The organism is Ruegeria sp. CDSA141, assembly GCF_059612005.1.
On the sequence record NZ_JBXWPT010000002.1, the window covers coordinates 486,187 to 497,751 of the forward strand.

Annotated in this window: 13 protein-coding genes and 1 tRNA gene; 4 read left to right on the plus strand and 10 right to left on the minus strand. The window is 55.5% G+C overall.

What is annotated here, in order from left to right:
- Window positions 1-7 precede the first annotated feature (7 nt).
- The gene (locus AC2FLP_RS06360) at window positions 8-907 is read left to right on the plus strand and encodes a LysR family transcriptional regulator (RefSeq protein ID WP_496682278.1); all 900 of its coding nucleotides are present in this window, start codon (window positions 8-10) and stop codon (window positions 905-907) included.
- A 326-nt stretch (window positions 908-1,233) separates the two neighbouring features.
- Here AC2FLP_RS06360 and AC2FLP_RS06365 read toward each other — a convergent pair.
- The 10 genes from AC2FLP_RS06365 to iscR all read right to left on the minus strand — a co-directional run bounded on the left by AC2FLP_RS06365 (window position 1,234) and on the right by iscR (window position 9,040).
- A tRNA-Arg gene (locus AC2FLP_RS06365) sits at window positions 1,234-1,310 on the minus strand.
- Between the two features lie 77 nt (window positions 1,311-1,387).
- Window positions 1,388-2,608, minus strand: a complete 1,221-nt coding sequence (locus AC2FLP_RS06370; RefSeq protein ID WP_496682281.1) for a cysteine desulfurase — start codon at window positions 2,606-2,608, stop codon at window positions 1,388-1,390.
- Window positions 2,609-2,621: 13 nt separating this feature from the next.
- Window positions 2,622-3,179: a Yip1 family protein gene (locus AC2FLP_RS06375; protein WP_299636812.1), complete on the minus strand. Its 558-nt coding sequence runs from the start codon at window positions 3,177-3,179 to the stop codon at window positions 2,622-2,624.
- Window positions 3,176-3,661, minus strand: a complete 486-nt coding sequence (locus AC2FLP_RS06380) for a YIP1 family protein (protein ID WP_117868929.1) — start codon at window positions 3,659-3,661, stop codon at window positions 3,176-3,178. Before AC2FLP_RS06380 ends, AC2FLP_RS06375 begins: the two co-directional genes overlap by 4 nt.
- Window positions 3,661-4,941 (minus strand): SufB/SufD family protein, encoded by a 1,281-nt coding sequence (locus AC2FLP_RS06385; protein ID WP_299636813.1) that lies wholly within the window; start codon window positions 4,939-4,941, stop codon window positions 3,661-3,663. The genes AC2FLP_RS06380 and AC2FLP_RS06385 overlap by 1 nt, the downstream gene beginning before the upstream one ends.
- A complete protein-coding gene (gene sufC, locus AC2FLP_RS06390) occupies window positions 4,941-5,696 on the minus strand; it encodes a Fe-S cluster assembly ATPase SufC (RefSeq protein ID WP_117868927.1) in 756 nt (251 codons plus the stop codon). Before sufC ends, AC2FLP_RS06385 begins: the two co-directional genes overlap by 1 nt.
- A 49-nt stretch (window positions 5,697-5,745) precedes the next feature.
- Window positions 5,746-5,949, minus strand: coding sequence for a hypothetical protein (locus AC2FLP_RS06395; RefSeq protein WP_117868926.1), 204 nt, complete (start codon window positions 5,947-5,949; stop codon window positions 5,746-5,748).
- A complete protein-coding gene (gene sufB / locus AC2FLP_RS06400) occupies window positions 5,949-7,469 on the minus strand; it encodes a Fe-S cluster assembly protein SufB (RefSeq protein WP_117868925.1) in 1,521 nt (506 codons plus the stop codon). Before sufB ends, AC2FLP_RS06395 begins: the two co-directional genes overlap by 1 nt.
- An 18-nt stretch (window positions 7,470-7,487) precedes the next feature.
- Complete coding sequence (locus tag AC2FLP_RS06405; RefSeq protein WP_496682287.1) at window positions 7,488-8,531, minus strand: cysteine desulfurase family protein; 1,044 nt, start codon at window positions 8,529-8,531, stop codon at window positions 7,488-7,490.
- Window positions 8,532-8,581: 50 nt separating this feature from the next.
- Window positions 8,582-9,040, minus strand: coding sequence for a Fe-S cluster assembly transcriptional regulator IscR (gene iscR / locus AC2FLP_RS06410; protein WP_117868923.1), 459 nt, complete (start codon window positions 9,038-9,040; stop codon window positions 8,582-8,584).
- A 182-nt stretch (window positions 9,041-9,222) separates the two neighbouring features.
- Between iscR and AC2FLP_RS06415 the strand changes: the two genes are divergently transcribed.
- The 3 genes from AC2FLP_RS06415 to AC2FLP_RS06425 are packed head-to-tail and all read left to right on the plus strand — an operon-like array spanning window position 9,223 to window position 11,281.
- Window positions 9,223-9,876 (plus strand): alpha/beta hydrolase, encoded by a 654-nt coding sequence (locus AC2FLP_RS06415; RefSeq protein ID WP_117872752.1) that lies wholly within the window; start codon window positions 9,223-9,225, stop codon window positions 9,874-9,876.
- A complete protein-coding gene (locus AC2FLP_RS06420; protein WP_117868922.1) occupies window positions 9,876-10,121 on the plus strand; it encodes a hypothetical protein in 246 nt (81 codons plus the stop codon). Before AC2FLP_RS06415 ends, AC2FLP_RS06420 begins: the two co-directional genes overlap by 1 nt.
- On the plus strand, window positions 10,118-11,281 hold the full coding sequence (locus tag AC2FLP_RS06425) for an HD domain-containing protein (protein WP_496682291.1): 1,164 nt from the start codon (window positions 10,118-10,120) through the stop codon (window positions 11,279-11,281). The genes AC2FLP_RS06420 and AC2FLP_RS06425 overlap by 4 nt, the downstream gene beginning before the upstream one ends.
- Window positions 11,282-11,565: the final 284 nt, after the last annotated feature.

Here is an 11,565-nt window from a genome sequence, read left to right on the forward strand (position 1 = left end):
GGAATAGATGTCACAGAAGACCGAGCTGGAAATCCTGTTGGCTGTTGTTGATCATGGCAGCTTTTCTGCCGCAGCCAGAGCGTTGGGATACACCCCTTCTGCCGTTGGCAAGAGGGTCCACCAACTGGAGCAGCGGTTGAATGTGCCGCTTCTGGTCCGCTCGACCCGACGGATGACTCTGACTGAAGCAGGTCGGAGATATGCAGAGGAAGCACGTGACCTGATTGCCCGCCTGACAGCACTGGAAGAGGATATCTCAGATGATGCTTCCACGTTGCGCGGTACGGTACGCCTGACAAGTTCAGCCGCGCTTGGGCGACGGTTTGTAGTGCCCCTTGTGATCGAATTCATGGAACACCACCCGGAGGTCGAGGTTGAGCTGCTGTTGACGGACAAGATTATCGACCTGATCGGCGAAGGCTTTGATCTCTCAATCCGAACAGGGATATTGCCGGACTCGTCGCTCGTCTCACGAAAACTTATGAGCAACCCACGCATTCTGTGTGCGGCGCCTTCCTATATTGAACAACACGGCAGTCCCGGAAAGCCCGAGGATCTCACGATCCACAGATGTCTGCGTCTGGGGCAGGAAAGGCAGCTTTCAGATTGGGGATTTGCTCAGCCACAGGGCGGAAACGCGCGGCTTGGATCGGGCTTTTCATGCAACAACCTGGAAGCGCTCCATGCGGCGTGTATATCGGGGCGCGGCATTGCATGGCTGCCTGAGTTCCTCACCGTGAGCGATATCAACAAGGGACGCCTTCTTCCATTGCTGAAGGAATACGCATGTCCGGGTGCTGGTGGTGGTGTGTTCCTTCTGCGCCCTGAAACGACATTTCTACCGCAACGCATTCGCACCTTGATTGACTTCTTTGCAGACCGGTTCAACGAAATGAGACGCGATTGAACAGGGAAAGAATTGTGCACTGAGTTGGGTGCACGACCATTCTCAAACATGGGAAACAGGCACAACACTGAAACCTAAAGGTTCGTCGACGCTGAAACTTCCCTTTTGACAGCAACTCAAAGGAGGAGAAACGCCGTGGAACTCCACAAGGCCCCGAAATCACACCCGTTTGTTCCTGAAAACCGTCCGGACTCAAGTAGTTGCGGGCGAACTGATGGTACCGAAGTTGAACGAAACCAAAATGAAGTCAAAGGTATCTGAGCTGAAATGAGTTTTTCGCCCTCACAGTTATTCTGCCGAGATCATTTAAAAATGTGATTGATTTTTGGCGCACCTGAGAGGATTCGAACCTCTGGCCTCTGCCTTCGGAGGGCAGCGCTCTATCCAGCTGAGCTACAGGTGCCTTGGCCGTTAGCTAACCTTGTTCCAATCCGGGTGCAACTGAAAATCGTGATTGTTGCACCCTCTTTGAAACCAAAATCAGGCGAAGAGATCATGCGCCAATTCAAGCGCTTCGATCAGCGTATCGACCTCATCCGTCGTGTTATACAGACCGAAGCTGGCACGACAGGTCGCCGTGACGCCCAGATGATCCATAAGCGGGCCTGCGCAGTGATGACCGGCGCGGACGGCAACACCTTTTTTGTCCAGAATGGTGGATACATCATGCGCATGGCCGGCCCCATCCAGCGTAAAGCTGAAGATGGCTGCCTTGTCTAGCCGCGTGCCCTGAACCTGAAGCCAGTTAAGACCGTTCAGGCGCTGCATGGCATAGTCCCGCAGGCCGGATTCATGGGCAGCAATGTTGTCCATTCCCAAATCCATCATGTACTCCAGCGCAACACCCAGGCCGATGGTTTGGACAATGCCGGGTGTTCCGGCCTCGAACTTCATAGGCGGATCGTTGTAGATCACCTGATCCTTGCTGACCTCTTTAATCATGTCACCGCCACCGACAAAGGGGCGCATCTCGGCCATGCGTTCGGACTTGATGTAGATCGCACCCGACCCCGACGGGCCATACAGCTTGTGGCCGGTAATGGCGTAAAAGTCGCAACCGATGTCCTGAACGTTCACCGGCATATGCACCGCGCCCTGACTGCCATCAACCAGAACCGGAACGCCCTTGGCATGCGCACCTTCGGTGATGGCTTTGACATCCACGACAGTTCCCAGCACATTGGAACATTGCGTCACGGCCACAAGTTTGGTTTTCGGGCCGATTGCATCGATCACCGCCTGGGGATCCAGTCCTCCGTCAGCGTCGACATCCACCCACTTCAGAACGACGCCCTGCCGCTCGCGCAGAAAATGCCAGGGCACGATGTTGGCGTGATGCTCCATGACGCTCAGAACGATCTCATCCCCGGCTTCCAGGCGCGGCATGGCCCAGCCATATGCAACAAGGTTGATCCCTTCGGTCGTTCCTGAATTCAGAACAATCTCATCCTCGTTCGATGCCCCAAGGAACCGGGCGATGATGCCGCGGACGGCTTCGTACTTCTCGGTTGCCAGATTCGACAGGAAATGCAGTCCGCGGTGAACGTTCGAGTATTCCTCGGCATAGGCCCGTGTCACCGCATCGATGACAATTTGAGGCTTTTGCGCCGAGGCCCCATTGTCCAGATAGGTCAGCGGCTTGCCGTTCACTTCTCGCGTCAGGATTGGAAAGTCTGCACGGATTTTTTCTACGTCATACATGGTTTTCTTTTCCCTATACCGGAGCGTTGGGCATCAATGCGAGTACAAAGGGCACGGCAACCACGCCGGCCAACAAAATGACCCCAAATGCTTTCCAGAGCGATCCGAATTTATGGGCTTCATTCAGGAAATGGAGCGTGACGTAAAGGCTCAGAACAAACGTTGCGAGAGAAAACATCAGCATCAAGAACGGAAGGACCATCGCCAAAACAAGAGTGATGAGCATCGCAACGATCTGAAGGTATTGCAGCCAGACAATCAGTGTCATGATGCCATTAAACGTCGCGACGCCGCCAAGTAAGCGCCCTGCAAACAAAAACGCCAGAATGCTAACAAGCAACAAGGCAGCCGAACGTATCAGGTAAAGACCGACTGACTCTGATACTGGCGCCAGTTCCCCCTGCTGGAGCGGCAGAAACTGAAGCCTCCCAACCTGCACCAGGCAACTCAGAACAACCGCCAGGAAAAACGCCAACCAAAGAACCTCGCGCCCGAGGCGGATATCCAACAACTGCCGGGCGACCACGGCCGGATTGATCACAGTTTGAACGGCAAGGTTAACAACGTTCATTCTGCTTGCCTTTGCGCTTGTCTGAGACCGGCCAGCCAGAACCAGAAAAACACCCCGAGCCAGATCAAACCGACCAGAGTCAATGCCGGCCCCGGTCCGATGAACCCGGCAACCAGACCATTCAACAGAACCAGAGGGGTTGATGACAGCAGTGCCCAGAACAACGCAAGACGGGCTCCGTAAGCTGTTCCGCGCCCTCCGACCAAACGGGCGGCTCCAAAAGATGCAAAAGCCAGCGCGTAGAAGAACAGCGGCAGGATGATGACAGTGCCCAGCAAGGCCCCGCCCAACAGCATATTTAGCTCAAGCCCTTCCAAGTGCGCTTTTCGGGCAAGGCTGGGCAATTGCGCGACAAAGGCCACCACGCAAAAGGCCATGACAAACACCAGCGCCCTGTCTTCCCGCTGACCCATTTCAAGAAGCCGACGCACCACGCGCCCCGGCCCCCGGTATGTGGCCAGTATGTCTGACGAAACGGCCATCAACTACGACGCGCCAGCCACCCTTCCAGACGGCTTACGATCTCTTCCGCCAGAGCGCTGTCTTCGATCTCATCCACCGCTTCGGCCAGGAAAGCCAATGTCAGCATGTTGGTCGCGTCTTTGGTCGGAACACCACGGGACCGCAGATAAAACAGCGCGGTTTCGTCGATCGCACCCGAGGTTGAACCGTGCGAACACGCCACATCATCGGCGTAGATCTCAAGTTCAGGCTTGGCGAGGAACTGGCTGTCACCGTCCAGAAGCAGCGATTGGCTGATCTGATAACCGTCAGTCTTCTGGGCACCTTCCTTCACAAGGATCTTGCCCTGAAACACACCGGTCGCCCCGTTGCGCAGCACTTTCTTGAAAACCTGGCGGCTTTCGCAATTCACCGCGTCATGGGTGATGAAAACCGTGTCATCATGGTGGAAGTCGCCATCACCAACGCATGCCCCTGCGACATGCGCAATGGCGTCATCGCCGGTCAGCTCGACAATCTGCTCATTGCGGGTCAGCACGCCATTCACAGTCAGTGTGAAGGACTTGTAGACCGACTCCGTGCCCAGTCGGGTAAATAAATGGGTCGCAGCGCGACGCTCATGATCCCTGCCCTGCGCGCGCACATGGTGCAGCGTGCCCTTGTCGGCAATGTCGATCTCCATGCATTTGTTGAAGCGTGACGCCGCCGGGCCGGTTTCCAGAATGGTCGCCTCGGCGTCGCTTTCCACGCGAACGATATGGTGCAGGATCGCATCAGAGGTCGGCGACGCATGACGATAGATCAGGTTGATCGGTTTGGACGGTTTGCCAGTAACGTGAATCGCCACGCCATCTGATGCAAAAGCCGTATTCAGTGCCGCCAAGGGGCGCTGGACCGGGGACTGACCGCGCGTTTCAAGTACGCCATACAGGTCTTTCGCCCAATGAATGTCCTTGCAGCAGATGTCCTCAAGTCGATCAATGGTCACGCCTTCCAGCGATAGGTCGTCCGACTCTTCGGCGCTGAATTCACCGTCCACAAAGACGATGTTCAGCCGGTCTAGTTCGCTGAACATCAACGGCTCGTCATCAGCAAACACCGCAGCCGGGTTTGCGTCTGGTGAGACCAGCGTATCCGGTTGAGTGTACTTCCAGTATTCGTCACGCCGCCCAGGCAGACCGGTTTCCAGAACACGGGCCAGCGCGTCTTCGCGCGCGGCGCGGGTACATCCCGCGTCAGGCATGGTCAGAGCAGACAGCCGTGCCTCGGTTGCGGATTGTTTGACTTCGGGCAAGGCCATCAGTTCACCTCGGCAAGAATGTCGGCATAACCGTTGTTTTCAACCTCAAGCGCCAGATCGGGGCCACCGGTTTTGACAATGCGGCCATCGGCCATGATGTGAACAACGTCAGGTTTGATGTGATCCAGCAGGCGCTGATAATGCGTAATGACCAGGAACCCACGACTTTCATCGCGCAACGCATTCACGCCTTCAGCGACGAGTTTCATCGCGTCCACATCCAGACCCGAGTCGGTTTCGTCCATGATGCACATCTTGGGTTCCAGCATTGCCATCTGCAGGATTTCATTGCGCTTTTTTTCACCACCCGAGAAACCAACATTGACCGGACGCTTGAGCATATCCGCGTCGATCTTCAGCGTCTTGGCTTTGGCACGCACTTCCTTGAGGAAATCCGCAGCGGACAGTTCGTCCTCACCGCGCGCCTTGCGTTGCGCATTCACAGCGGTGCGCAGGAACGTCATGTTTCCCACGCCCGGAATTTCGACTGGGTACTGGAACGCAAGGAAAACGCCGGCCGCAGCACGTTCTTCCGGTTCCATCTCCAGTAGGTCATTACCGTCCAGCGTGGCAGAACCCTCGGTCACTTCGTACCCGTCGCGACCCGACAGCACGTAGCTGAGTGTTGACTTGCCTGACCCGTTCGGCCCCATGATTGCGTGTACCTTGCCGGCCTCAACCGTCAGGTCCACACCCTTTAAGATCTGCTTGTCTTCTTCTTCAAGTTTTACGTGCAGATTCTTGATTTCCAGCATTTTTTATCCTTTTGCGTATCGCAAGGGGCACTCTGGCCCCGAAACCTTCTTATCCCAGAAACTTGCGGATCAACCTCGCGGCGATCCAGCCCAGGATCGCCCCTCCGCCAACCGCCCAAACCGGGTTGATGAATTCCATGTGGTTGATGTTGACGTAAGCCATGCCAAGCAGACCGCCAAGAACCGGCAATGCGTACCCCAGCCAGGTCAGCACGTCTTCTTTCCGGATGCCGTTTCGTGACGCCCGCGTCATCAGCCGACCGACCCTTCCAGCGAGATTGCCACAAGTTGCTGCGCTTCCATGGCGAACTCCATCGGCAGTGCTTGCAAAACGTCTTTGCAGAAGCCGTTGACCACCAAGGCCACGGCCTCTTCTTCGTCCATGCCGCGCTGACGACAGTAGAACAGCTGATCGTCATCCACCTTGGATGTCGTCGCCTCATGCTCAACCCGCGATGAGTTATTCTTGACCTCGATATACGGAACCGTATGTGCCCCGCATTTGTCGCCAATAAGCAAGCTGTCGCATTGGGTATAGTTCCGGCTGTCCTTGGCTTTCGGATGCATCGAAACCAGACCGCGATACGTGTTCTGTGCCTTGCCCGCGCTGATGCCCTTGGACACGATGCGCGACTTGGTGTTCTTGCCCAGATGAACCATCTTGGTGCCGGTATCTGCCTGCTGGTAATTGTTGGCAATTGCGATCGAGTAAAACTCTCCTTGGCTTTCTTCGCCCCGCAGAATGCACGACGGGTATTTCCATGTCACGGCCGAACCCGTTTCGACCTGCGTCCACATCACCTTGGATCGATCGCCACGGCAGTCGGCACGTTTGGTCACGAAGTTGTAGATGCCGCCCTTGCCGTTCTCATCCCCGGGGAACCAGTTCTGAACGGTCGAGTATTTTACCTCGGCGTCTTCTTCCAGAATGATTTCAACCACGGCTGCATGCAACTGAGCGGTGTCGCGCTGAGGTGCGGTACAGCCTTCCAGATAGGATACGTAAGAGCCTTTGTCAGCGATGATCAGCGTGCGTTCGAACTGGCCTGTGTTTTCCGCGTTGATACGGAAATATGTGCTCAGCTCCATCGGACAACGAACACCTGGCGGGATGTATACGAATGACCCATCCGAAAACACGGCCGAGTTCAGTGTCGCATAAAAATTGTCCGACACCGGAACTACAGTGCCCAGATACTTCTTGACCAGTTCAGGATGTTCCTTGATCGCTTCTGAAATCGAACAGAAGATCACGCCGGCCTTTTTCAGTTCGGCCTGAAAGGTCGTGCCAACCGAAACGGAATCAAACACCGCGTCGACAGCAACCTTGCGGCCCTCAGCCGGGGCGTCTTCAGCACCTTCGACACCGGCCAAAATCATCTGTTCTTTCAGCGGGATACCCAGCTTTTCGTAAGTGGCCAACAGCTTGGGGTCGACCTCATCCAAGGATTTTGGCTTCTCTTCCATCGATTTCGGACGGGCATAGTAATACTGGTTCTGAAAATCGATTTTGGGATAGGTGACCATGGCCCAGTTTGGTTCTTCCATCTTGGTCCAGCGTTCAAACGCGGCCAGACGCCATTCGGTCATCCATTCCGGTTCTTCATTCTTTTCCGAGATCAGACGCACGATGTCCGGGTTCACACCTTTCGGCGCGTACTCCATCTCAATGTCAGTGTCCCAGCCGTATTTGTAGGTTCCGGCCTCGCGCACCGCATCAACGGTTTCCTGATCGACACCTTCTTTAACCTGGGTCTGGTCCAAAGCGGCCATGACTTACCCTCCGTCAGATCACGCAGCTCGCGCGCGATGCTTTTTCTCTTTCTCAAGCCACGTCTCGGCGAAACGCAGCACATCTTCTTCCGTTGTCCGAGGTCCCAGCGACACGCGGATTGCGCTGCTGGCTGTCTCCTCGTCAAAGCCCATTGCGGTAAGCACCGCGCTGGCACGAACCTTGCCACTGGAACAGGCAGAGCCCGCACTGACGGCAAAACCCGACAGGTCCATCTGCATGACCTGGGTTTCACCCTTCCAATCGGGCGCAGCAAAACACAGGGTGTTGGGCAGGCGTCGCCGCCCTTTCCCGACAAAAATAGGTGATTTTACAGCGGCCTCAAGAGCGTTTTCTAGAATATTTCTAAATTCTTCGACCTGCTCCCAAACGCCATTGGCCAGATCCCGTGCTGCAGCTTCAGCTGCCGCGCCGAACCCCACGATACCAATGACATTTTCGGTCCCAGACCTGCGGCCCATTTCCTGGCCGCCCCCCTTGATCTGCGCCGCCAGATCTGTTCCTCGCTTTATCACAACGGCACCGACACCCTTTGGGCCGCCCAGCTTATGGGCGGAAACCAAGGCCATATGCGCACTCATCCAGTTGAACGCGACGGGTAGCTTGCCAAAAGCCTGTGTGGCGTCTGTCACGGCCAGACCGGACGGCAGTGTTTGAACAATCCCTGTCTCTGAGTTTGCCAGTTGCAATGTCGACATTTCAGGTGCGGCCACCTGCACGTCTCCGAACTCAGAAACCGAAAGATCCTCTTTGATCCAAGCTCTTACCGCGTCATGCTCAATCCCTGCGCCGTGCAATTGGCGCCTCGACAATGTCAGCGCCGCACCTTCGGTTGAACCAGATGTAAAAACAATATCCGCTCCATCCGCCCCAAAGGCCGATGCAACCTGAGCCCGAGCACGTTCGATCAGAGCTTTGGCGGCACGACCTTCCGCATGAACCGACGAGGGGTTGCCACAGACATCCATGGCCGCAATCATCGCGTCCCTCGCTTCTGGACGCAGCGGCGTTGTTGCGTTGTGATCCAGATAAACACGTTTCATAGATACATCTTTTTGCCGGCAGACTTCATTTCTTACCTCGCCTGTTCAGTTCATTCATCTACAACAGAAAACAGGCTCGGAACGGCCGGGCACGGGGCGAGGTCGTTCTTGATCACATCCGACAAGCGGGTTTGATGCAGGAACACATAGACATGTGCGCTGAGACTTTCCCAAAGCCGATTGGTCAACGATTGCGCGCGACTGCCGGATGAAGCTCCGGACGCTCCTGCCCCTTTTTGCAGGGCATCAACGGTTTCGTCTACGGCCGCCAGTATCTCGACAACGCGAATTTCAGACGCAGGGCGAGCCAGTCGGTACCCGCCACCGGGTCCGCGAACGGAAGACACCAAGTCCGCCCGACGCAGTTTGACAAAGAGCTGCTCGAGATACGGTAACGAGATGTCCTGCCTCTCGGAGATTTCCCCAAGCGTCACCAAGCTTTCTGTCGGATGAAGCGCTATATCCGCCAGAGCGACCATTGCGTAACGCCCCTTTGTCGACAGCTTCATTCCATGTCTCCTCTCAGCAGGATTTGCGCGAAATCATTGACGCCGACGCTGCCAGTGCGTATCTCCGATTGGCAGCGCAAAAAAAACGCCATGCAATGTAATTAGAACCGTTCTAAGGTGCCCGACGATTATCGTCAAGTATATCCGGGCATCTGTACGAAAAAGACAGGACCAAAGCACACATGCCCGAGGTGATTTTTCCCGGACCCGAAGGCCGCCTGGAAGGCCGCTACCACCCGCAAAAGGAAAAAGACGCACCGATCGCCATCGTGCTTCACCCGCATCCTCAATTCGGCGGGACCATGAACAACAAGGTGGTCTATAATCTGCACTACGCCTTTTACAACATGGGCTTCACCGTGTTGCGCTTTAACTTCCGTGGTGTCGGTCGCAGTCAGGGCGAATATGATCAGGGCGTGGGTGAGCTGAGCGATGCAGCCTCGGCGCTAGATTACCTGCAATCGATGAACAACAATTCGAAGCACTGCTGGGTTGCAGGTTTCTCGTTCGGTGCCTGGATCGGTATGCAACTGCTGATGCGCCGCCCTGAAATCACGGGATTCATCAGTGTATCGCCCCCTGCAAACATGTACGACTTTTCGTTCCTTGCCCCCTGCCCGTCTTCCGGCCTGATCATCAACGGCACGGCTGACAGGGTGGCGCCTCCGGCTGACACAACCTCGCTGGTGAACAAGCTGCACGAGCAAAAGGGAATCACCATCACCCACACCGAGGTGGAAGGGGCCGATCACTTTTTTCAGGATCGACACATGGACACGATGATCACCGAGGTCAGTGACTATGTGAAACGGCGCCTGACCGAGAACACCCGCTAATGTCCGACACCATCACATCTCTTGCGGCCAAACTGGCCGAAGATACGATGAAGGTTATGGATGAGACAGGCGAAGACAGATTTTTTGTCGAAGTTGGTGAAGTGCTCGGGGCAGCATCTCAGTCTCTGGAAGAAGCGTTTCTTACGGAAATTCGTGTTCGTTTGGCTGAACGGAAGGCCAGGCAGTTTGTAATCAAACGCCTGTCTGCGCATCGCGCCAAACTGAAGGCCATCGAAAAACAATGACCGACCGTTTGTCGGCGCAAATCGCATTTCTGAAACGGGCTGACGAACTGAAAATGGTCGAGCGGGCAAATGTCCTGCTTGACCAGTCGAGGCCCGAGAATTCCGCGGAGCACAGCTGGCATCTGGCCTTGTGGGCCTTGGTCATGGCCCCGTTGGCGGGGTCGGATGTCTCGATTGATCGGGTCATCCGTATGCTTTTGATACATGATCTGGTTGAGATCGTTGTTGGCGACCACCCAATTCATCTTGAAACAGATTGGGCTTCGGTTGCCAAGGCTGAGCAAGCCGCAGCTTTGGAGTTGTTTGGGCTTTTGCCAAAGGATCAGGCTGATGCGCTCCACGCTTTCTGGCGTGAATTTGAGGAGGATCAGTCCCCCGACGCCCGGTTTGCCAAGATACTGGACCGGTGTCAGCCACTGTTTCAGGTTCTGTGTGCCCCTAACCCCAATCCGGACCACGTGGACATAGCGCGTTCAAATCTCGAAGGCGGCCGTGCAGCCTATCTGGCACAGGTTTTTCCGTTGGCCTACGAGCATGCCATCAACCTTCTGGCCGGCACAGATACGCGCGCCAATGCGTTTACGACCCGGTTGCCGTTTCTGACTGAAGCCGATCAGCTGAAATCCGTTCTCCGCGCCTCGCGGCTGATGGCGGGTGATCGTTTTGAAAACTCGGCGGAACACTCGTGGCACATCATGCTCTACGCATGGGTCCTGTTTGAAAGCGCGCCTCAGAAGATCAGTGTTGATCGGGTGATTCAGATGCTGTTGCTGCACGATATCGTCGAAATCGACGCCGGCGATAATCCGATCCACGGGCAGGTCGATCACGCGGCGCAAGCTGCCAAGGAACAAGCGGCGGCCAAGCGGTTGTTTGGCCTGTTGCCTGACACTCAATGCAAGGGCTTCACCACGCTGTGGCAAGAGTTTGAAGCTGCAGACAGCCCAGACGCCAAGTTCGCCAAAGCCGTCGACCGTTTTCAGACACCTATCGCCAATCTGGAAACCGGTGGCGGGTCATGGGTCGATTACAAGGTAACATATGCTCAGCTTGAGGCGCGAGTTCAGCCTGCAATTGCAGCGGGGTCTCCTCGGCTTTGGGATTGGCTGCAACCGCAACTGGCTGCGTATTTCCAAAGCGGCGAGGCTCTTCACCACTAGACAACAAAGGAAAAAAGGAGCCGAAAGGCTCCTTTTTCCCTGCTTAGTTCTGCGCGGTGCTAAAAAACACTACTACCATCAAACTGTTGAACCATGTTGGCTGCTTCAACTTCGACGGACCCCCCGTCAGCAAGCCACCCAATCACCACAATCAGACCCGAAGCAAATATGACGGATTTCGAAAATGTCGTCATCACTCAATACTCATTAGGTTCTGGACCTATTAATTTGGTTGCGGTCGACTTGGCTGCGTGATTCAAGCCCCTGAGTTTCAGGGGTGTATC

Coding starts and splice junctions, on each gene's coding strand:
- AC2FLP_RS06360 (WP_496682278.1), top strand. CDS start 8: ATGTCACAGAAGACCGAGCTGGAAATCCTGTTGGCTGTTGTTGATCAT.
- AC2FLP_RS06370 (WP_496682281.1), bottom strand. CDS start 2,608: ATGTATGACGTAGAAAAAATCCGTGCAGACTTTCCAATCCTGACGCGA.
- AC2FLP_RS06375 (WP_299636812.1), bottom strand. CDS start 3,179: ATGAACGTTGTTAACCTTGCCGTTCAAACTGTGATCAATCCGGCCGTG.
- AC2FLP_RS06380 (WP_117868929.1), bottom strand. CDS start 3,661: ATGGCCGTTTCGTCAGACATACTGGCCACATACCGGGGGCCGGGGCGC.
- AC2FLP_RS06385 (WP_299636813.1), bottom strand. CDS start 4,941: ATGGCCTTGCCCGAAGTCAAACAATCCGCAACCGAGGCACGGCTGTCT.
- sufC (WP_117868927.1), bottom strand. CDS start 5,696: ATGCTGGAAATCAAGAATCTGCACGTAAAACTTGAAGAAGAAGACAAG.
- AC2FLP_RS06395 (WP_117868926.1), bottom strand. CDS start 5,949: ATGACGCGGGCGTCACGAAACGGCATCCGGAAAGAAGACGTGCTGACC.
- sufB (WP_117868925.1), bottom strand. CDS start 7,469: ATGGCCGCTTTGGACCAGACCCAGGTTAAAGAAGGTGTCGATCAGGAA.
- AC2FLP_RS06405 (WP_496682287.1), bottom strand. CDS start 8,531: ATGAAACGTGTTTATCTGGATCACAACGCAACAACGCCGCTGCGTCCA.
- iscR (WP_117868923.1), bottom strand. CDS start 9,040: ATGAAGCTGTCGACAAAGGGGCGTTACGCAATGGTCGCTCTGGCGGAT.
- AC2FLP_RS06415 (WP_117872752.1), top strand. CDS start 9,223: ATGCCCGAGGTGATTTTTCCCGGACCCGAAGGCCGCCTGGAAGGCCGC.
- AC2FLP_RS06420 (WP_117868922.1), top strand. CDS start 9,876: ATGTCCGACACCATCACATCTCTTGCGGCCAAACTGGCCGAAGATACG.
- AC2FLP_RS06425 (WP_496682291.1), top strand. CDS start 10,118: ATGACCGACCGTTTGTCGGCGCAAATCGCATTTCTGAAACGGGCTGAC.